This window comes from Rhodothermales bacterium, assembly GCA_041391505.1.
GTDB lineage: Bacteria > Bacteroidota > Rhodothermia > Rhodothermales > JAHQVL01 > JAWKNW01.
The window spans coordinates 144,633-165,945 of sequence record JAWKNW010000005.1 but is presented as its reverse complement, the minus strand read 5'-3'; the positions used below and the strand labels follow the sequence as shown (position 1 = coordinate 165,945).

The 21,313-nt window shown below is 64.2% G+C and carries 18 protein-coding genes; 11 read left to right on the top strand and 7 right to left on the bottom strand.

Features of this window, described 5'->3' with window-relative positions:
* Positions 1–18: 18 nt before the first annotated feature.
* The 4 genes from modB to R2834_07365 all read right to left on the bottom strand — a co-directional run bounded on the left by modB (position 19) and on the right by R2834_07365 (position 2,933).
* A complete protein-coding gene (modB, locus tag R2834_07380; protein ID MEZ4700136.1) occupies positions 19–711 on the bottom strand; it encodes a molybdate ABC transporter permease subunit in 693 nt (230 codons plus the stop codon).
* Complete coding sequence (gene modA / locus R2834_07375) at positions 705–1,505, bottom strand: molybdate ABC transporter substrate-binding protein (protein ID MEZ4700135.1); 801 nt, start codon at positions 1,503–1,505, stop codon at positions 705–707. The genes modB and modA overlap by 7 nt, the downstream gene beginning before the upstream one ends.
* On the bottom strand, positions 1,492–2,445 hold the full coding sequence (locus tag R2834_07370) for a zinc-ribbon domain-containing protein (GenBank protein MEZ4700134.1): 954 nt from the start codon (positions 2,443–2,445) through the stop codon (positions 1,492–1,494). The genes modA and R2834_07370 overlap by 14 nt, the downstream gene beginning before the upstream one ends.
* 182 nt (positions 2,446–2,627) lie before the next feature.
* A complete protein-coding gene (locus R2834_07365; GenBank protein MEZ4700133.1) occupies positions 2,628–2,933 on the bottom strand; it encodes an HU family DNA-binding protein in 306 nt (101 codons plus the stop codon).
* A gap of 435 nt (positions 2,934–3,368) precedes the next feature.
* On the opposite strand from R2834_07365, the gene R2834_07360 reads away from it, so the two are divergent.
* The 10 genes from R2834_07360 to ppc all read left to right on the top strand — a co-directional run bounded on the left by R2834_07360 (position 3,369) and on the right by ppc (position 15,394).
* Positions 3,369–4,058 (top strand): hypothetical protein, encoded by a 690-nt coding sequence (locus R2834_07360; GenBank protein ID MEZ4700132.1) that lies wholly within the window; start codon positions 3,369–3,371, stop codon positions 4,056–4,058.
* 497 nt (positions 4,059–4,555) lie between these two features.
* Positions 4,556–5,080 (top strand): hypothetical protein, encoded by a 525-nt coding sequence (locus R2834_07355; GenBank protein ID MEZ4700131.1) that lies wholly within the window; start codon positions 4,556–4,558, stop codon positions 5,078–5,080.
* A 20-nt stretch (positions 5,081–5,100) separates the two neighbouring features.
* Positions 5,101–5,766, top strand: coding sequence for a hypothetical protein (locus R2834_07350; GenBank protein MEZ4700130.1), 666 nt, complete (start codon positions 5,101–5,103; stop codon positions 5,764–5,766).
* Positions 5,767–5,796: 30 nt separating this feature from the next.
* Positions 5,797–7,731 (top strand): hypothetical protein, encoded by a 1,935-nt coding sequence (locus tag R2834_07345; protein ID MEZ4700129.1) that lies wholly within the window; start codon positions 5,797–5,799, stop codon positions 7,729–7,731.
* Positions 7,732–7,861: 130 nt separating this feature from the next.
* Positions 7,862–8,743, top strand: coding sequence for an endonuclease/exonuclease/phosphatase family protein (locus R2834_07340; GenBank protein ID MEZ4700128.1), 882 nt, complete (start codon positions 7,862–7,864; stop codon positions 8,741–8,743).
* The gene (locus tag R2834_07335; GenBank protein ID MEZ4700127.1) at positions 8,740–9,057 is read left to right on the top strand and encodes a hypothetical protein; all 318 of its coding nucleotides are present in this window, start codon (positions 8,740–8,742) and stop codon (positions 9,055–9,057) included. The genes R2834_07340 and R2834_07335 overlap by 4 nt, the downstream gene beginning before the upstream one ends.
* Positions 9,058–9,111: 54 nt before the next feature.
* Positions 9,112–10,302, top strand: coding sequence for a lysophospholipid acyltransferase family protein (locus tag R2834_07330; GenBank protein ID MEZ4700126.1), 1,191 nt, complete (start codon positions 9,112–9,114; stop codon positions 10,300–10,302).
* Complete coding sequence (locus R2834_07325) at positions 10,299–11,690, top strand: hypothetical protein (protein ID MEZ4700125.1); 1,392 nt, start codon at positions 10,299–10,301, stop codon at positions 11,688–11,690. Before R2834_07330 ends, R2834_07325 begins: the two co-directional genes overlap by 4 nt.
* Positions 11,691–11,733: 43 nt before the next feature.
* Entirely contained in the window at positions 11,734–12,504 is a 771-nt protein-coding gene (locus tag R2834_07320) for a DUF6503 family protein (protein MEZ4700124.1), read from the top strand.
* Between the two features lie 82 nt (positions 12,505–12,586).
* Positions 12,587–15,394 carry a phosphoenolpyruvate carboxylase gene (gene ppc, locus R2834_07315; GenBank protein ID MEZ4700123.1) on the top strand — a complete coding sequence of 936 codons (2,808 nt, stop codon included), beginning with the start codon at positions 12,587–12,589 and terminating at the stop codon, positions 15,392–15,394.
* A 6-nt stretch (positions 15,395–15,400) separates the two neighbouring features.
* Here the strand turns inward: ppc and R2834_07310 are convergent, their stop codons facing one another.
* The 3 genes from R2834_07310 to R2834_07300 form a co-directional block, all read right to left on the bottom strand.
* Entirely contained in the window at positions 15,401–15,787 is a 387-nt protein-coding gene (locus R2834_07310) for a hypothetical protein (protein MEZ4700122.1), read from the bottom strand.
* A 174-nt stretch (positions 15,788–15,961) separates the two neighbouring features.
* Complete coding sequence (locus R2834_07305) at positions 15,962–17,299, bottom strand: ATPase, T2SS/T4P/T4SS family (GenBank protein MEZ4700121.1); 1,338 nt, start codon at positions 17,297–17,299, stop codon at positions 15,962–15,964.
* A gap of 118 nt (positions 17,300–17,417) precedes the next feature.
* Positions 17,418–18,221, bottom strand: a complete 804-nt coding sequence (locus tag R2834_07300; GenBank protein ID MEZ4700120.1) for an alpha/beta hydrolase — start codon at positions 18,219–18,221, stop codon at positions 17,418–17,420.
* A gap of 202 nt (positions 18,222–18,423) precedes the next feature.
* On the opposite strand from R2834_07300, the gene R2834_07295 reads away from it, so the two are divergent.
* Positions 18,424–21,312 (top strand): insulinase family protein, encoded by a 2,889-nt coding sequence (locus R2834_07295; protein ID MEZ4700119.1) that lies wholly within the window; start codon positions 18,424–18,426, stop codon positions 21,310–21,312.
* Position 21,313: the final 1 nt, after the last annotated feature.

The following is a 21,313-nucleotide window of genomic DNA, read 5'->3' as shown; positions in this document are numbered from 1 at the left end:
CCGACGCGATGCCCCGCGTTACGTATCGCCTTCCCGCGGGTTGTGTAGCCGGCGAGAAAGCACCGTATGAATGATGAGGCTCAGGATGGAGATGCCCACCGCGATCCACACAAGCCGCCAGGCGCCCGCGTCGCCGCCGACCTGGTTGAGCCGCGTGAAGATCGCCAGCGGCAAGGTGCGGGTTCGGCCGGGGATGTTGCCGGCCAGGACGATCGTCGCGCCGAATTCCCCCAGCGCGCGCGCAAAAGCCAGCGTGAACCCCGCTGCGATGCCTCTGCCGGCCAGCGGCAGCACGACATAACGAAACGCCTCCCAGGTCCCGCCCCCGTAGACATAGACGGCTTCCTCCCACTCGGGGCGAATCTGTTCGATGGCCACACGGACGGTCTGCACCAGGAGCGGAAACCCGACGACGCCGGCGGCGATGCAGGCGCCCGTCCACGTAAAGGGGATTCGGATGCCGAAGGTCCCCAGCAAAAACGCGCCGAGCGCCCCTTCCGGCGAAAAAAGAACCAGCAGCAGGTAGCCGGTCACAATCGGCGGCAGTACCAGCGGCAGCTGCACCAGGTTTTCGAGCAGAAACACGCCGGGAAATGAGCGGCGGGCCATGTGATAGGCCAGCCACACGCCGGGAGGGAGCGCCACCAGCACGGAGACCAGCGCTACCCGCAACGACAGGGCGATGATGGCCCATTCTTCGCCGCTCAGCATGGCGCAGCGCCCGTCGTATCCGCCGCGACGCACCGGACAAACCCGTACCGTTCCCAGTCGGCGGCACGCGCGTCGGCCATCAGGAACGCCACCAGTTGATCCGCCTGTTGAGGATGCGTCGACTGCCGCACGCGCCCCAGGGTATAGCGGATGTCGGGCTGGCAGCGCGACGGAAGCACGAAACGCACGTCGACCGCCGGGACCGACGGGATATCGGTTGCGTAGACGATGCCATAATCGGCCACCCCCTGATCGACAGTGTGCAGCGCGGCGCGGACATCCAGCGCCGGCAGGACCGACGCCGCGAGGCGATCCCATTGCCCGAGACAGACCAGCGCTTCGCGCGCATAGATGCCGGCCGGCACGTGCTCGGGGTCGGCCAGCGCGATCGTCGCGTTGGCAGGAAGGCGGAGCAGCGAATCCACGGCCGGCGCGCCGCGGCGGGCAATCAAAACCAGCCGGTTGGATACAGGCCGGCGCACCGTCCCTTCCACGCGGCCGCGATCCACGAGATAATCGCTCCAGGCCTCATTGGCCAGAAAAAAGACGTCAGCCGGCGCGCCTTCATCGATCTGCCGGGCCAACACGGAACTGGCCGCGGCGTGCACCCGGACGGGCATCCCGGGATGCGCCTGTTCGAACGCCCGCGCCATATCCTCAGCCACATCCGTGAGGGAGGCGGCCACGAAGAGCGTCAGTTCGTTGTCTGTCGCCGGCGGCGCACATCCCGCGAGGAGGCCCAGCGCCAGCGTCAACCCGTACGCCAGACCCCGGGCCCGATCACGAATTCCCATTCCGGCCGAGCGTCCTGATGTTGGCAAGCATCACCTCGGCCTGACGATAGAGCGGATGTTCGGGGCCGACAAGCGTCTTCACCTTTTCGAACTGGGCGACGGCCTGATCGATTCGGCTGATCTGCATCAGCATCACCCCGTAATAGAAGTTGCCCTCCAGGTGATTGGGGTCCGTCTCGAGCACCTGGCGGATTTGCATGACGCCCTGCATCGGCGCGCGGGTGTTCATGTAGGCCATCGCCATGGCCGTGCGGGCGACGAGGTCGTCCGGCCCGAGGGCGAGCGCCTTGTCGTACGCGTCGGCGGTGCGCTGGGCGATATCCATCCGTTCTTCGCCCTGGACCGACTCCATGTACACGTACAGGGCATCGCCGGCGGCCTTCCAGGCTTCCGGCGTGTTGGCCTCGCGCGCCCACGCCTCGCGCAGCTCGGCCACCCGGTCGGTGCGGCCGGCGCCGGCGAGGACTGCCGCGAGTTCATCCTGTTTGGCCTGCAGCGCCGCGCCGGTGAGGCCGGCGAGTTCGTCTTCCAGGGCCGCGACCTGATCGGCCAGATCGCCCGATAGCGGCGGGGCCTGCCGGGCGTCGGTGCCGTTGGAGGACGAGCGCGTCTCGGCGACGGGAGCCTCCGGCTCGGCGGCGAAGTGGATCTTGCTCACGCTCGTGATCTGGTAGAGCGCAACGACGATCAGCACGGCGGTCGCGATCAGCACAAAGATGTGCTTGCCCGGAGGGGCGGAGACCGGAGCGGCCTGCGCCGCGGCAGGCGGGGCTGCCGACTTCCGTTTGCCGGCCGCTTGCGTTTTCTTGCGGGAGGGCGTCCGGGCCGGCGCGGGTTTCGCCGCGGTAGCTACCAGCGCCGTGCCGCAGGCGCTGCAGAACCGGGCGCCGGCCGGGTTCTGATGGCCACACATGTGGCAAAAAGGGGCCGGGACATTCATCGCAGGCTCCTCGGCAGGGGCCGCTGCCACGGCAACGCCCTCGTCCGCCGCTTCGTCAATGGCCTCGGACAGCACCGCGTGTACGTCCGTCCCGCACAGGTCACAAACCTGCGTATCGGGTTCCAGCATTGCGCCGCACGAAGGGCAGCTCAAAACCGACTCGTTATCCATCTGGGGTGGGGTTATTTTTTGACGCGGTGCCGTTTGCGGGCCGCGTCCATGACTACCGTGCGAAAGCTTTGCGAGGGTTTGAAGACGGGCACGTAGCAGGCCTCGACCTCGACCTCTTCGTTGGTTCGCGGGTTGCGCGCGATGCGGGGTGCGCGCTCCTGCACTTTAAAGGAGCCGAAACCCCGGATCTCGATGCGTTCTTCGTCGACGAGCGCATCCTTCAACACAGTTAAAAAGCCATTGATCACCGCTTCCGTCTCGATCTTCGTCAATCCGGTTCCGGTTGCTACACGGTCAATAATATCGGCTTTGGTCACGACGGTAAGGATTCTGGTTCGTATGTCGCCGCACGATGCTCCATCGCGTTCGATGACCACCTAAACGCACAAGGGGCCGCCGATGATTCACGGAAGGCCCGGAAGCGGTTGCGCCGGAACCTCTTCGGCCCATCGCGGCGACGCCGACGGCACAAAAGAGTCTCAATTCGATCTGGTCCGCGCGAGCCGGCCGGATGGGCGGCCGGCGATCGCCTTACAGGCCGATGCGAAGGTGAGCCCCGGCGTATCGAGAGGGTGTATTTAAGGACGGAATCATGGATCCGACACTGAAACCAGGCAATAAAGGATCGCGCGCCGGCAATCTCTACCGCTATAGCAATGCCGGCACGCCATTTGCGAACCGACTTATATAAGGCGATCGATATCCTACCTGTCCCGTTTCGATCGTTTCAGACTGAAGTACCGCCATCACGTATGCAAGGATTGTTTTATAGCGTAACCACGACGTTCTCCGCGCTCGTCCTCACCCTGTTCCTCTACGTCATCCAGCACAAGGAAGAACTGGCGACGAACCGCGCCCAGGAAGCGTACATGGCCCAGGCCCAGGCCGCCTATTTCATCCAGTCGCTCCAGGATGACATCGAGAACATGTTCACACCCGAGGCCGGCGCGGGATCGGAATCGCCGGTGACGTGCCGGCTCAGCATGACGCGCAATGGCCGCACCCGGAGCTTCACGTTCCCGACGCTGCGGTATCGCAATGGCGATTCGGAGCCCTCGATCGTGCATGTGACGTATGAACTTGAGGGACAGGCGCGCCAGATCGAAACGCGCAAGGGGATGCGCGATCTGTACCGCCTGCGCCGGTTCATCGACGAGGGCGACAACGTCCTCACGCTCGGCGGCAGCAGCACCCAGATCGTTGACTTCCTCGTCGAGCTCTTCCCGCATCTGCCCGACGGCAACTCGGATCTGCGCGTCCTCTCCGGCGATTGCCCGACCGACCTCAACCAGGTGCGCGTCGAATTTCGCATCGCCGTCCCCGAAAACAGTTCGACCAACGCCTGGTCCGACTCCACCGTCTACACGACCACGGCCCGCTACACGGCTACCGTCCATCCCCGCAACGAGGCCATGAGCATCCCGCAGGTGCAGGCGGACTGAGCGGGTCTGGGGTCTGGGTTCGACGTTCCAGGTTCGACGTTCCAGGAGCGGCCGGGACACGGGTCAAGGTTTACGTTTTTCTAAGAGGCTCGGAGCCCTGTAAGGCTCCGGGCCTTTTTTATGCTCCCGGCCGCAGTTTTTTGTACCGCCGGCCAAGGTCGGAGCCCCGTGCCGGCTTCCACTCCCATCGTGGGTCTTTTTCCGATCCACACGTCTTCCCCGGAAACCCGCGAGAAAGATTTGGATTATAGCAATGGCTTACCTTAGCTTAGTCAGGTTAATCCAAACACTCACTTTGGCGTGCTCCAAACATACTGCGCCAGCTCCCCGGCACGTGCGGCTCCCCCGGCTCTGAAGGCACGTCGAATGCGCAGTAGTACGTCAATGGTATGACCGCAAGGCGGCCGGCGTGAAGCTGCTTGCCCTGCCGACTGGCACGCCCTTCGCCTGAGGCGGTCATACACAAGGCTGCTTGCCCCCTTACCCCGGTTACAGGCATGAAACAAACGATGCTTGCCTTTCTTGCTATGGCGATATTTTCGTTGCTCGCGTTTACGCAGCAACGGGCCGCTTTACGCTATCACGGGCAGGTATACGGGCGTGACATCGAGCGGGCCGCGCTCGATTTCGGTCTCCAGCGCATGGCCGAAATCGAGTCCAAGGCCTTCGACGAAACGGACATGGGCAATCCGGAACTGAGGGTCGATGTATCCGGGCTGACCGGAAATATTGGCCCGGACGCCGACGAGTACGGTCCATCCACCTTCGATGACATCGACGACTACAACGGGTTTTCGGGCCCCTTCGTCCATGTCTTCAACAATGCGCAGTATGCCTTCGACCTGGACGTGTCGGTCCGCTTCGTGACGCTCGCCGACCCCGAGGTCGAAATGACCAGTGGCGCGTCGCTGGCGAAGGAAGTGACCGTGCGAATCACGGAGCAGGAAACGCCGCTGGAACGCGCGCCCGTCGAAGTCACCCTGAAACGCACGCTCTCGCCTGCCGGTATGTTTTTGCACTGAGCCCCCGATAGCCCCCCGCTATGCACGTATTGCTCGATCATATTTCGTCGATCATTGTCGCGACGATTCTTTTCGTCTCGCTGATCGCCGTGGTCAATCGCAACCGACAGAATTCGGTTGAGATGCAGATCGGTCAGATCATCGAGAAGCAGGCTTTTGAATTCGCCCGCACCGTCGAGCGCGATCTGGAGAACATCCGGAGCAAGGAGCAGACGCAGCTCTCGCTCGGCCGGCCCGAAGAATGCCTCATCGAGCGGGACGGCACGGGCAACACCACGCGCATCATCTTCCCGACGCTCGAAGACCCGTCCGCCGGCGCGGCCTCGAGCATCGTCCATGTTGAATACCGCCTCATTCCCGACGACACCACGACCATCGCCGTCGACGGGGCCAACGTACAGGTGTACCGCATCGAGCGCCGGCGCAAGATCAACGACCTGACCTTCGTCGACGACGGCGGCAGCGGCAATTTTATCACGCGTTTCGATGTAGGCATGATCGAGGAGGGCGCGCTGTCGGCCCCGACGGGCTCCCTGATCGACATCTGCCCGGACGAACTGGATCGCATCCATATCGAATTCCAGGCCGCGATTCCAACCATCGACAAGCGGAGTTCGGACCAGCGATCGACCAGCAACCTGAACATCGTACGGTACGGCAACACGATATATTCGCATAACCGATAGCGGGCCCTATCGCCCCCAGACACCATCGCTATGGGTAATTCTGCACTGATCATCGTCGCCGCCACGGTTCTAAGTGGCATCCTCATTCTCACGAATGTGCAGCGGATGTCCACGGAGTCCCAGATCGCCCAGACGCACATGCAAGAGGATGTGCTCGCTCGCGACCTGGCGCTCACGGGCAGCAACCTCGTGCTGGCCGAGATGCTCAGCAACCCCAGCGGCCTGAGCACCGCCCTCACGTACGGCACGGCGCCGGTCCCCTACAACGGCGGCTCGTTCGTCGTCGACGGCTACTCGATTGGGACCAACAACATCATCGATCTGCGCGTGGTCGGCATCTACGGCGACGCGCAATACCTCATCCACAGCCGGTACCGGATGCGTCAGGACCTGCCGGCGATGGTGATCGACACGCCTAACCTGACCATCACGGCCAGCGACAGCGCCCGCGTGAACGGCGGCCCCGACAACAAGGAAATCTGGATCGGCACCAGCGAACTGGAGCGGATGAACGCCATCCCCGAGTTGGCCGGCCTCGTCGATCTCGGGCAGATGACTACCGAGATCAACGAACAGCTCCAGAACGCCGACGACGGCCTGCCGGGCAACATCACCGAAGTGACGATCAAGGACGACGAAGAGGCGCTCAACGACGAGTTGCCGGACATCGACGCCACGCAGGACCAGTCCTGGCTGCAGGAGTTCTATTACAAGACGCTGGACAAGATGACGCTGGACGGCACGACGGCCGACGCGTTTTTCCCGGGATCGATGCAGTTCGGCAACCCCAACCCGGGCGGCATCATCGACGAGGGCGACACCAACCCGTACGCCTTCAACTTCGGCACCGCCGATAACACGTCGATCGTCCGCATCAAGGGCGACGCGACCATCCGTTCCGGAGCGTCCTTCAGCGGCTACGGCATCCTCATCGTCGAAGGCAGCCTGAAGGTCGAGCCCGGCGCCGCCCTCAACTGGGACGGCATCGTCTACCTCCGCCCGACCGACTCCTATTCGCAGACCCGGTTCGACGGCCTCGTGGACATCCGGGGTTCGCTCCTCGCCTACCAGGAGGCCGTGCCCCCCGGCAGCCACATGGACGTGACGACGCACCGCGACCTGACGGGCGTATGGGCGCTTCCCCGCGGCACGGAAGCCAACCAGGGCGGCATCCCGATCGCCGGCCCCTGGTTCGTGCACCAGCACAAGTGGGACACCGAGTGGACCGGACGCAGCGTGCCGTCGCCGGCGCCGATTTCGCCGGACCGGCTCGTAACGTTTCTCCGGAACGGGGCATCGCTGCCCGCCCACGAAGTCTCGCTCCGGTTTGCCGAGACGCTCGACGACCTGGCCAGCGCCGGCGTGACCGAGATCTATTTCAAGCTGGACCACAAGTCGCAAAGCGGGATGGGGATCATGAACCTCGTCTACACGGATCCGGTTACCGGCATCCAGAAATCCCGCTCCGGCTCCGTGGCCGCCGGCTTCGATGGCAATGGCAGCATCGTGAGCCCCGTGATGCGTCCGTCGAACCTCGTCACCCTCGAAATGCAGTTCCGCAGCGTCCGCATGCTCCAGCTGCAGCGCGACCCCGAAGGCACCCTGTCCGAGAACGACGGCGCGCACCGCGTCAGCAACGACTACGACCGCCAGGGCAGCTTCCATCTCGAATTGTACGACGCTGCGACGGATCGCCTGCTCATGACGACCTCCGTCTACCAGCACATCCGTGACAACGAGAGCGAGGAGTACGAGGCGGAACTCGACCAGCTCCGGAACGACATCATCAACGGGCATTTCGGTCTGAACATCGTGCTCGGCCCCTACACGACGATCGTTCAGGACGACCAGACGGTGACGAACGCGATGCGCCGCTTTGACCGCGCCCCCATCGCCCACATCGGCACCTGGACGCAGCGCTGCAACCAGGTCGACGCCAACTGCAATCTGGTCGGCGCGCCCTGACCCTTTGCGCCCCTTTTTTTCGAGCCACGCCGGCCCCTGCCGGCGTGGCTTTTTTCATGCGCCAGGAAGATCCAGCGAAAGCCGGCGGGTATGTGTATCTTGGGCTGTCGACTCAACCACAGCCATCACGATGCCTGCCACAGCCCTCCGCCGCCCTCTTCCCCTGCTGACGCTGCTCCTCGGCGTAATCCTCGCCGGCTGCGCGCCCCGGCCGACCCCATCGGCCGCGCCTGAAAGCGTCCGCGTGATGACGTTCAACATCCGCTACGCCAACCCGGGCGACGGCGTCCACGCCTGGCCGATGCGCAGGGACCGGGTCGCCAGCATCATCCGCTTCAATCAGGCCGACCTCTTCGGCGTCCAGGAAGCGCTGATCGGGCAGCTGCAGGACCTCGATGCGCGCCTCCCGGGTTATGCCCGGCTGGGGGTGGGCCGCGACGACGGCAAGGAGGCCGGCGAGTTCTCGGCCATCTACTACCGCCGCGACCGCTTCGAGCCGATCGAGAGTGGCACCTTCTGGCTGTCGACGACGCCGGAGGTGCCCGGCAGCGTCGGCTGGGATGCCGCGATCACCCGGGTGGTCACCTGGGCCCGGTACCGCGACGCCGGCACGGGAAAGACCTTCTATCATTTCAACACCCACTTCGACCACCGGGGCGAGCAGGCGCGGACGGAAAGCGCCCGGCTGATCGTGGAGCGGATCGCTTCCATCGCCGGCGACACGCCTGTCGTGCTGACGGGCGATTTCAACTTCGATCCTACCGCGCCCGGCTACGGCGTCCTCACGGCCGCGCTCACCGATACGCAGCACGCGAGCGAAACCGGTCATCACGGACCCGAAACGACCTTTTACGGCTTTACCTTCACCGGCGACACGGGCCGGCGCATCGACTACATCTTCACCTCCCGGGGCGCCAGGACCCTCCGGCACGCCACCCTGAGCGACAGCTGGGACGGCGCGTTCGCGTCCGACCACCTGCCCGTGTTCGCCGAGATCGCGTTCGAGCCATGAGCGACGAAACGCCGGCATCGCTCCTGGCGCTCCTCGCGCCGGACGCCGAGCCGCCGGCGGGCGGCATGACGCGCGAGGATGTCGTCGACCTCGTCGCGGGCTACGTGACCGCCCTGCTAGATCGCGACCGGGGCTATCTGCTCAGCCTCCTCTACCGGATCGACGTGCGCGAGCGCGATGTCAAGGAGGCCTTCGCCACGACGCCGCCGGCGGCGTTACCGCGCCGGCTGGCCGAACTGATGGTGGCGCGACACGAAGAAAAGCTCGCTACGCGCCGGGCGTATGCCCGGCGGCCTCCACCGGAGACTTGCTGATTTGCGGGCGTCTTCTCATCTTAGCGTGGTTTTTCGCAGTACCTGCCGTTCATTATGAAGCACCTCTTTCCGTACACCTTTGGCGAATCGGTTTTACGACTGGTCGGTTTTCGCATCATCCGTAGCATCTGGGATATTGAGATGGCCGGCGGCGGCAAGCTGGCAGACCTGGAGCGGCCCTGCTTCGTGTACGGCAACCATTCCCACAACTTCGATCCCTTCATCTTCAACATGTTTATCCCGTGGGGCCAATCGACCCGCGGGGTATTGACGCAGGAATACTTCCGGGGACCGATCATTCGGAAGATCCTGAACGATATCGAGCTGAGGCCGACACGCAAGCACGTTCCCGAGCCCCATCTCATCCGCGATATTTACCGGATGATCGCCGCTAAATATGCCATCGTGATCTATCCCGAGGGCGGGAGGCGCTGGGATGGGCGGCCGGCGCCCTGGATCGAGAGCACGGCCAAGGTCTTTGTCAAAAGCGGCATTCCGATCTACCCTGTGGTGACACACGGCTCCTACACGGCGTGGCCTCGCTGGGCCAGCTATCCGCGCCGCTCGAAGATCCGGGTGGAGGTGAAGCCGCCGCTGCAGTTCGACCGTCATACGCCGTTCGAGGAGGCTCTTGCTCTGCTGAAAGCCCAGATCGATATCGACGAAACCCACGTGCCGGACGACCTGAAGCCCTACAAGGCGTACAAGCCGGCCGCCGGCATCCACCGGCTCCTGTACCGGGATCCCGTCTCGGGAGCCAACGGCGGGGTCTTCACCAAAGACGGGACGTATGTCGAAAACACCGCCGGCACGTTCCGTTACCGGATGCTCAAGGACAGCACCCTGCTCGACGAAAAGAGCGGCGACATCGTCATCCCGAGTGTGCTGTACGATGCGATCCGGGTGCTCCCGCTCGACCGCAGGGATAATGACGCCATTGTCCGCGCCACCGTGGTGATGCACTCGGAAGACCAGTTCCCTCGTCTCGATGCCCACGGGGAGGTCGAAATCGCCCTTTTCCCGGACGAGATTCAGATCAAGGGAGCTTCCATCAACATGCGCCTTCCGCTCGAAGATGTGTTGTATACCGGGATCGAGCGCAATTCCAAGCTGCAAGTCTTCATGAGTTCGGAGATGCTGCAGTTTACCTTTAACGGGGCCGGCAGCGCCCTGCAGTGGGATCACTCCATCCAGCGTCTCAAAGCAGGTTCAGCCGAACCCGCCAGCCAGCAGGCACGCGCATGAATCTCTGGGACCTGCGCATCACCGTCGGCGATGCGGCCCTCGACATCTCCATCGTCAGCGCCCTGCTGCTGCTCGGACTCCTGTGTCGGCGCTACATCGGCTTTTTTCAGCGCTTCCTCATCCCCAGCGCCCTCATCGCCGGCTTCGCCGGCCTCCTGCTCGGTCCCGAGCTGCTCGGCGTCATCCCGTTCGATCTCGACAGGATGGGCGCCTATCTCTACCACCTGCTGGCGCTCACCTTTATCGGCATCGGTCTGCAGGGCGCCGGCGAGGAGCGCTCGCGCGGCGCGACGCACGTCGGCTTCATCTTCATCGTCTGTTACCTCATCCAGATCCTGATCGGACTCGGCGTGGCGCTCGCGCTCGTGTACACCATCTCCCCGGACCTCGTGCCCGCCGTCGGCATGCTGCTGCCGCTGGGGTTCGGTATGGGCCCGGGGATCGCCTACTCGATCGGGCAGTCGTGGGAAGCGTACGGGTTCGCCGGCGGCGGCAATGTGGGGCTGACGCTGGCCGCCGTGGGGTTTCTGGTGGCGTATTTCGCCGGGATCTGGCTCGTCAACCGGGGCATCCGCGCGGGTTCGAGCACCCTGGTCGACAGCGCGCACGGGGTGGATGTGGCGCTGCGCACCGGCATTCTGCAGGAGGACCCGCTGCCGAGCGCCGGCCGGCTCCAGTATCACGGCGGCACCATCGAGCCGCTGACGCTCCACTTCGCGCTGATCGGCGGATTGTATCTGCTGACCTACCTTGTGACGGCCGGCCTGGCCGCCTTGATGCAATCGGCCGGTCTGGAGAAGGAAGTCGCCATGCTCTGGGGCTTCCATTTCATCATCGCCAACCTGCTCGCCCTCGGCTGCCGCAAACTCCTGGGGCGCTTCCCCGCGGCGCTGCCCGTCGACAACGGGCTGCTGCATCGCCTCACCGGGTGGATGACCGACTACATGATCGCCGTCGCCGTCATGGCGATCAGCCTGAGCGTGGCGTGGGCCTATACCGGCCCGATCCTGCTGATGACCCTGCTCGGCGCGCCGGCGACGTATTTCGGGATCCGCTGGGCGGTCCGCCGCGCCTTCGACGACTATCCGTTCGAGCGGCTGCTGGGCATTTTTGGCGAGATGACGGGCACCATCAGCTCGGGCCTGGCGCTCGTCCGGGTGACGGACCCCGACTACCGGACGCCCGTCGCGCAGGATCTGGGGCTGGGAAGCGGGATGGCGCTCGTGCTCGGGTTTCCGTTGCTGATCCTCATCAACCTCCCGTTCACCCTCTTCGACGGCGCCATGAAAGGGTACGGCTTCGTTATGGGCTGTTGCGTCGTCTATCTGCTCGTGATCGTGTTTTTCTGGAAACAGTTCCTGCTGAAAAAACATCATAAGGCGGACTGAACGCCGCGCCTTCCGCAACCCGCCACCGTCTGACCCCGCCTTCATGAAAGAAATTCCGGAATCCAGATCACGTCTCGCCCGCCGCCTGCCCCTGCTTGCCCTGCTCCTCTTCGCCGCCTGCACCGACCCCCGGGATCCCCAGGCCATCATCGACCGGGCGATCGCGACGCATGGCGGGCCGGTCATCGACCATAGCGTGATCGATTTCGACCAGCGCGGCCGGCACTACCGGGCCACCCGCGACGGAGGCGCGTTCACCTACGAACGGATCTTCACCGATTCGACCGGCGCCGTGCGCGACGTGCTCAGCAACGACGGCTTCTACCGCGAAATCGACGGGCAACGCGTGGATCTGCCCGAGGAACGCGCCCTCGCCTTCGAATCCTCGGTCAATTCCGTGCTGTATTTCGCCCTGCTCCCCTACAACCTCAACGACGCGGCCGTACAGAAGCGGTACCTGTCCGAGGCCGTCGTCGAGGGCGAGCCCTATCACAAGGTCGAGGTGACGTTCCACCAGGAGGGAGGCGGAAAAGATTATCAGGACCGATTCGTGTACTGGGTCCACCGCGATCGATCGACCATCGACTACATCGCCTACGACTTCCTGACCGACGGCGGCGGCTCGCGTTTTCGTAAGGCCATGAACCCGCGCGTCGTCGAAGGCGTTCGCTTCGCCGATTACCTCAACTACATCGCCGACGACCTGCAGCAGCCGGGCCTGCTCATCGAATCGTACGATGAAAAGCTCGAAGCCGGCACGCTGCGTCTGCTCTCCGAAATCAACATCGAGAACATTCAGGTGGTCGCAAAATGAACATCGTCCACGGCGCATGACGCCGCATGGCAAAGGTTCATCCCCTCCCATATCGAATTTCCTTGATCGCTACGCGCTAATCATGTCCCTCCCCGAAGAACCCTATCTCTTTTCCCCCGAAAGCGGCATCTCGAAACCCCTGAGCGAGCAGGTGAACCTGCTGGGCGCTACGCTGGGGCGTGTGATCCGCGAGCAGGACGGCGAGGCCACGCTGGAACTCGTGGAGGAGCTGCGCCGGCTGTGCAAGGAGGCGGCAAACAACGACGAACCCTCCAAACGCGAGCGGGCCGCCGCGCGGATCACGACGCTGTCGCTGGATCAGATCGACATGTTGCTGAAGGCCTTCACGGACTTCTTCCACCTCGTCAACAAGGCCGAGCAGCAGGAGATCATCCGCATCAACCGGCAGCGCTCGCGCAACAGCCGGCCCGACCGGCCCCGCAAGGAGTCGATCGCCGAGGCCGTGCACACCGTGCAGCAGGCCGGCATCTCGTTCGAGCGCCTGCTGGACCTTCTGGCCGGGATGGACATCCAGCCGACGCTCACCGCGCACCCGACCGAGGCGCGCCGGCGGAGCATCATGTACAAGCAGAAGCGCATCGCCACCCTGCTGGGCGAGTTGTGGGAACGCTCGCTCACGCCGGACGAAATCGCCACCATCGGCGACGAGATCTACCGCCAGATCCGTCTCCTGATGGTCACCGACGAGGTCCGCGTCGAGCGGCTCACGGTGCAGGAGGAAGTCGACAACGGCCTGTTTTTCCTCCGGAACACCATCTGGGATACGCTCCCCCGCATTTATGACGATGTGCGCGACGCCGTCAGGCTCTACTACGGCCGCGAGATCGAGCCGCCCAGCTTCCTGCGGTTCCGGTCGTGGATCGGGAGCGACCGCGACGGCAACCCGAACGTCAAGCCCGAGGTGACGCGGCAGACCGCCATCACACACCGCCGGACGGCCGTGACGCTGTTCCTCGACGAACTGACCAACCTCCGCCGCGAACTCAGCCTGTCCGAGCGCGCCGTCGCGATTCCCGAGGCGCTGCAGGCATCCATCCAGGCGGACAGCGAGCGCTACACCCTGCCCGAATACTGGGAGCGGCAGTACCGCTACGAGCCCTACCGCATCAAGGTGAGCTATATGCTCCTGAAGCTGGAGGAGGTGCTTGCCAACCTGGAGACGGCGTTTCTGCCCGGCGAAGAGCATGCGGTCCTCTACAACAGCGCCGCATTCATCGAGGATCTCAGGGTGCTGCACCGGTCGCTGGTCGACACCGGGTTCGAACACATCGCGCAACATGGGCTGCTGAACAAGCTCTACACCAACGCCCGCGCTTTCGGTCTCCACATGGCCGCGCTGGACATCCGCCAGCACAGCCGGATGCACGACGGCGCCGTGGCGGCCATCCTGGCCCGCGCCGGCGTGACGGAGAGCTACAGCGACCTCCCCGAGGCCGACAAACTCGCCCTCCTGACCGCCGAGCTCCAGAATCCGCGTCCGCTTTTGCCCCGGGGCGCCGTGCTCCCCGAGATGGCGCAGGAAGTCCTGGACACCATGGAGGTCGTCCGCGACATCGTCGCACAGGAGCCGGAAGCCATCGGGAGCTACATCGTGAGCATGACACACGATGTGAGCGACCTGCTGGAAGTGATGCTGCTGGCGAAGGAGGTGGGGTTGTGGACGCTGGAGCACGGGGAAGTCCGCTCGCCCATCGATATCGTCCCGCTGTTCGAAACGATCGAGGACCTCGAGGCCGCCGAGGGCTTCATGCGGTCGATTTTCGGCAACACGGTCTACCGCCGGCACCTGGCCGGCCGGCAGAACATGCAGGAAATCATGCTGGGGTATTCCGACAGCAACAAGGACGGCGGCTACTGGATGGCGAACTGGGCCCTGCACAAGGGGCAGGCCGCGCTGGGCCGCGTATGCAAGGAGTTCGGGGTGGATTTCCGGCTCTTCCACGGGCGCGGCGGCACCGTGGGCCGCGGCGGCGGTCGGGCGAACCAGGCCATCCTGGCGATGCCGGACGTCAGCCACAGCGGGCGCATCCGCTTCACCGAACAGGGCGAGGTCATCTCGTTCCGCTACGCGCTGCCGGACATCGCGCACCGGCATCTCGAGCAGATCGTCAATGCCATGCTCCTGGTCTCGGCGGAGGCCGACCGCCCCTCCGAGGAGCACTCGACCACCGACGACGCCGAGGGCCAGATCATGGAGTCGATCGCCGAGCGCTCGATGGTCGCCTATCGCGGCCTGATCGACCATCCCCGCCTGTGGCCGTGGTATATCCAGGTGACGCCGATCGCGCAGATCAGCCGCCTCCCGATCGCCTCGCGCCCCGTGTCGCGAAAGTCGGCCTCGGAAGTCGACTTCGACAGCCTCCGCGCCATCCCCTGGGGGTTCGCGTGGACGCAGACGCGGTACATGATCCCTGGCTGGTACGGCGTCGGCGCCGGCCTGCGCCGGGTGCTGGAGGCGGACCCGGACAACCTCGGCCGGCTGAAGAGGGCATACAAGAACTGGACGTTTTTCCGGGCCGTCCTCAACAATGCCCAGCTCGAGATGGCTCGCTCCCGGTTCGACGTCGCCCGCTACTATGCCGACCTCGCCGAGGGGCAGTCCTTCCACGACGTCATCCTCGAAGATTTCGCCCTCGCGCGCGACGCGATCCTGCAGATCACCGGGCAGAAGGAGGTGTTCGACTACAACCCGGTCATCCAGCGGTCGATCACGCTGCGAAATCCCTACACCGACGTCCTGAACCTGCTTCAGGTAGAGCTTATCCGCCGGCACCGCGCGGCGGACGAATCCGACGAGCGGGAGGCGCTGGCGCGGGCGATCTTCCTGAGTATCAACGGGATTGCCGCGGCCATGCAGAGTACGGGGTGAGCCCGGCTATTTCCGCGTCGCCATCAGCGGCATGCCGGCGACGTCGTAGGTGAGGTTATCGACCGTGCCGATCAGCAAGTCGCCGTCGAGTGTGGCTTTAACCTTGAGCCGGCCGCTCTGGGGACCATCGACGTCGAACATGAGGATGCCTCCGTCGAAGGTGGTGTTGGTGACCGTGAGGGCTCCGATGGGCTGGTCCGATTGCATCGCAGCCGCGACGCCGGCATCGGTTTTGGTGACGACGAGATTCCCGGTGTACACCTCTTCAGGGGCCTCAACCCGATAGCTCCATTCCCCGACGACGGAGTTTTTGCCCGAGCGCCCCAGCAGGCTGCAGGCGGAGAGGCTGGCGGAGAGGACGAGGAGAACGACGAGGGTGCGAAGGGTGGTCATGGGACGGCTCGATGGGGGATGGGATCGCGTTGGGGGCATGACGCGTCCCGAGCCGGCGAGGTTACACCGCGGCATACGGCATCGCGTGATGGCCTTTTGCCTACCCCGCACTGAAGTGCGGGGCTTGTTGGGGCTCTTGCCATTCGATCGACGGCATGCATCATCTCCCTGGCTTTACGCCATGCCCAGGATTTGCTGCAGCCGCTTCTTGTTGTTGGCGTAGTTCATCGCCGTCTCGCTGGAGATTTTACCGGCCTTGAGCAGCATCGCCAGGTCCTGCTCCAGCGTCACCTGGCCCTGGGCGCGGCCTTCCCACATCATCTGGTAGATCTCGTTGACGTTGTTGCTCTTGATGGCGGCGCGGACGGACGGCGTCACCCAGAGCACCTCCTTGGCCATAATCCGGCCCCCACTGGTCGTCGGCAGCAGCTTCTGGCTGATGATGCAACGGAGCACGTCGGCCAGGCGGTAGCGGATGCGCTCCTGCTCCTCCGTCGCATATTCGCCGACGATACGCGCGACGCTTTCGATGGCGGAACTGGTATGCAGGGTGGAGAAGACCTTGTGGCCGGAGTCCGTCACTTCGATCGCGGCCGAAATCGTCTTCGGATCCCGCATTTCACCGATGACGATGATGTCCGGGTCCTGACGCAGCGACTGCACGACGCCGTCACTGAAGGAGCCGACGTCCTTACCGACTTCACGGTGCCGCACGATGCAACGCTTCGACGCGTGCATGAATTCAATCGGCTCGCCGATGATCACGATGTGCCCCGGGGTGCGGCGGTTGTTGGCGTCCACGATGGCATCCAGCGTCGTGCTCTTCCCGGAACCGGTCACGCCGGTGACCAGGGTCAGGCCGTCGCGGACGTGCTCGAAGAGAAGCCCTTTCTGGATGGTAGGATGGAAACCGAGCGACTCCAGGTCGCGCAGCTCGTTCGTGATCGACCGGACGTTGAGCGCGAGGTTGTCGTTGTCGAAATAGATCGTCATTCGAAACCGGTGCCACTCGCCGTTGTCCTTGCCGGCCTGGAGCTGGTAAGAGAAGTCGACCGCGTAGTTCTTGAGCAGGTTCATCGTCTGTACCTCGCTCAGCATGTTCAGAAAGAACACGTTGCACTCCGCCGGCGAATAGTTGCCCAGCTTGCCGTGCGGCTTTTTGTCGCCGTGGATGCGGTACCATACATTGCCCCGGCAAGAGTCTCCGCCCATGTCCAGGTCGCTCGCGTCGATGTGGGTCATGTGCCGCACCAACGCCTCGAGATGGAGGGTGATCGACGCTCGAGGACCCTCGTCGAGGCTGCGCAGCGCCTTGGCGACACCCTTGAGCAAGTCCATCCCGCGCAACGACTTCGGAACGCGGTTCAGCACTTCCTGACAGGCTTCCGGAGCGTACGGCGTGACGGGGGGTTCTGCATCCGGGCGATGCTTTCTGAGACGAACGGACGCGGGTTCGACCGTGGCGAGGGCGGCGGACGCTGCTGCGTCGTCGCCGGCGGAATAGGGATTCATACCGTCGATGGATAGCGATGGCGGATGGCGCGAACGGACCGCGGGGGTGGCGGGATCGTGGGTCCGGTGTGGTACGCGCAGGTGGCGTAAGGAAGGGATCGACGCACCGGCGGCGATATTAAGCCGCCGCGACGGAACGGCCGCTCACGCGGCGGAGAAAGGCAATGGAGAGGTCGTTAAACACGTCGGGCTGGTCGACATTGCAGACGTGGCCCGAGTTTTCGATGATTTGCAGCACGCTGTTCTTGTGCCGGGCCACGAGGGCCCGCACGGGTGGGAGAAAGAGATGGTCCTCCTCCCCCATCAGATACAACGTCGGCGCCGGCAGCTCGCGTTCGCGGTAGAACCTCAATAACGGACTCAACTCGTACGTCAGCTTGAACCACCGGAGAAACTCCTTCTGGCAGAGCTTGCGCGCCTCGTTGATGAACAGCAGGCGCGACTCGCGATGCCGCTTCCGGGGCATGATGATCCACGCGAAGAGGCTGTACAACCACAGATACGGCATCACCCGCTTGAACAGGTTGCCGACGCCGACCAGGAAGCGGGATCGAAAATCCAGCCGAACGATCGCGCCGCCGAGGACGGCAGACTGCACCCGATCCGGCGCCATCTCCCCCAATACCCGGATGATCAGCGATCCGAGCGAGATGCCGATGAAATGCGCGCGCTGGATGCCGGCGTCGTCGAGCACATCCACAATCTCCCGGCTGATCTCCTCGAACGAATACGTCCCGGGGTGACGCTGATCGACATGGTCCTGGGATTTGCCGTGGCCCCGAAGATCGACCAGCAGCACGTTGAAATGCGCGTTGTAGGCCCGGAGCTGCTTGAACCAGATGGACGAACTCCCGCCGGCGCCGTGAACGAACACCACCCAGTCCCGATTCGGGTCGATTTCGTGTTTCTTGTAGTACAGCAACGGACTAGCGCGATGTGACTCGCGAGGAGATTGCGGGGTATGCAAGCTTCAGGGTTCTATCCGAAGGATCGGCCAGCGTGCACATAAACCATACACGCGGATCCACGAACGAACCTAGTTCCAGAACAGCCCATCCTTTTGCGCGTTGAGATCCGATATGTTTCATCAGCCGGCCTGGCCGGCGTACAGCCCTTCCGTGCGCATGAACGTCGCCCGATATTCGCTCTTTTTTTCGCTCCTCCTCGCCGGCGCCTGCGCCTCGACCGATCCGCAGCCGGTTTCGACCGTGGCGAGCCAACCCGCGCCGACTGTCGCGATTATGCCGGCAGGCGCAGACTCGCTCCCGCTCGACCCGGCCGTACGGGCGGGCCGGCTGCCGAACGGGCTCCGCTATTTCATCCGGCACAACGAAGAGCCCCGCAACCGCGTGGAGATGCGCCTGGCCATCAACGCCGGCTCCCTCCTCGAGGATGACGACCAGCGCGGACTCGCCCACTTCCTCGAACACATGCTCTTCAACGGCACCCGCCGCTTCGAAAAAAGCGAGCTGGTGGACTTCCTGGAGCGCACCGGCATGCGTTTCGGCGCCGACGTCAACGCCTATACGTCCTTCGACGAGACGGTCTACGAACTGACGCTGCCCGCCGATAGCGCTTCGATCCTGGCGAAGTCGTTCGACGTGCTCGAAGACTGGGCCGCCTACGCGACCCTCGACCCGGAAGAGGTCGACAAGGAGCGCGGCGTGGTGGTCGAGGAGTGGCGCCGCAGCACCCAGAACGCCGGCGGCCGCATCCGCGAGCAGACGTTACCCGTCCTCCTCCACGGCTCGCGCTATGTGGAACGCATCCCGATCGGGGACACCACCACCCTGCGCCATGCGCCGCGCGAAGCCATCGAACGCTTCTACCGCAGCTGGTACCGCCCGGATCTGATGGCCGTCGTCATCGTGGGTGACATCGACATCGACGCGATGGAGGCGGAAATCCAGGCGCATTTTAGCAATCTGCCCTCACCGGCCACACCCCGCGAACGGGCAACCTATCCTGTGCCAGGGCACGAGCAGCCGCTTTACGCCATCGTGACGGACCCCGAGTACCCGTTCACGACCGTCGCCACCTACTACAAGCGCGACGCCCAGCAATTCATGACCGAGGCCGACTACCGCAAGCGGATCGTCGCCGGCCTGTTCAACAGCATGCTGAACAAGCGGCTCAGCGAAATCGCCCAGCAGCCGGCGCCGCCGTTCGTGGGCGCCAGCGTTTCCCAGGGCAGCATGGTTCGCTCGTCCGCCTACCACAGCCTCGGCGCGCAGGTACAGGACGACAGCGTGCTCGTCGGCCTCCAGGCCCTCCTTCAGGAGGCGCGGCGTGTCCGCGAGTACGGATTTACGGCCACCGAACTCATGCGCGATAAACAGGAGACCCTTCGCGCCTACGAACGCGCCTACAACGAGCGTGAGAACACCCAGTCCTCCAGCTTCGCCAACGAATACGTCTCGTATTTCCTCGAAGCCGAACCCACGCCCGGCATCGCCTATGAGTACGATCTGGTGCGCGAACTCATGCCCGGCATTACGCTGGACGACGTAAATCGCCGCGCCGCCGAGCTGCTGGCGGAGCGGAACCGCGTCATCATCGTGACGATGCCGGAGAAAGCCGGCCTGACGCCGCCTACCGAAGCCCAGCTCGCAGCCGTCTTCCAGCGCGTCGAAGCGGAACCGGTCGAGCCCTGGGTGGACGCCGTGAGCGACGCGCCCCTGATGGCGGCAATGCCGGAGCCCGGCCGTGTCGTCGAACGCGCCCGGATCGAGGAACTGGACGTGACGCAGCTTACCCTGTCGAACGGCATACGGGTGTACATGAAGCCGACCGATTTCAAGGAGGATGAAGTCCGCTTCAACGCGTCGAGCCCGGGCGGCACCTCGCTGGCGGACGACGACGCCTATTTCACCGCCTCGAGCGCGACGATGCTGGTCGGGCAGAGCGGCGTCGGTCCGTTCGATCCGATCGAACTCGACAAGGCGCTCTCGGGCAAGGTCGTCTCGGTTCAGCCGTTTATCGGCGCCTACGAAGAAGGCCTGGGCGGCGGCGCCTCGCCGGCGGACCTGGAAACGCTCTTCCAGCTCATCCATCTGTACTTCACGGATTCACGGGTCGATAGCTCGGCGCTGACCTCCTACCAGAACCGAATGCGCGCCTACCTGCCCAACCGGGCCGCCACGCCGCAGGGCGTCTTTCAGGACTCGCTGCTGCAAGCCCTCTACCATAACCACCCGCGCGTGCAGATCCCCACGCTCGACATGGTCGAGTCGCTCGACATGGAGGCCGCGCACCGGTTCTACGAAGACCGCTTCGCGGACGCCGGCGACTTCATTTTTTCGTTTGTCGGCCACTTCGACCCCGCCCAGCTCGAGGACCTCGCGGTGACCTATCTCGGCAGCCTCCCGTCCACCGGGCGCGGCGAAACCTGGCGCGATGTCGAGCCCGAGCTGCAGGACGGCGTCGTGAACGTGTCGGTCCGCAAGGGCATCGCGGACCAGAGCCAGGTGCTGTTGCTCTTTCATGGCGACTTCGACTACACCCGCGAAAACCGCCACGCGATCCGGTCGCTCGTCGACGTCTTCAACATCCTGCTGCGGGAGGACCTGCGGGAGGCGCGCGGCGGCGTCTACAGCGTCTCCGCGCAATCCAGCGTGGATGAGAAGCCGAAGCCGGCGTATCAGATCTCGGTGAGCTTTACCTGCGATCCGCAGCGCGTCGACGAGCTGATCGGCGCGGTATTCGATCAGATCGCCGCATTAAAAAACACCGGCGCATCGGACGAGAACCTCGCCAAGATCAAGGAACAGCAGCGCCGATCCCGCGAAACCCAGAAAGAAACGAACGGCTTCTGGACCGGCATCCTCGACTTCTACAGCACGCATCCGGACGAGCCCTGGCTGGACGTGCTTCATTACGAAGACATGATCGAGGCCATTGATTCGGACGATATCCGGGCGGCCGCGCAAGCCTATTTCAACGAGAGCGACTACGTCCGCGCCGTGCTCTACCCCGAGGCCGCGACGGAAAGCGGCTCATCCAGCCAGAACTGAC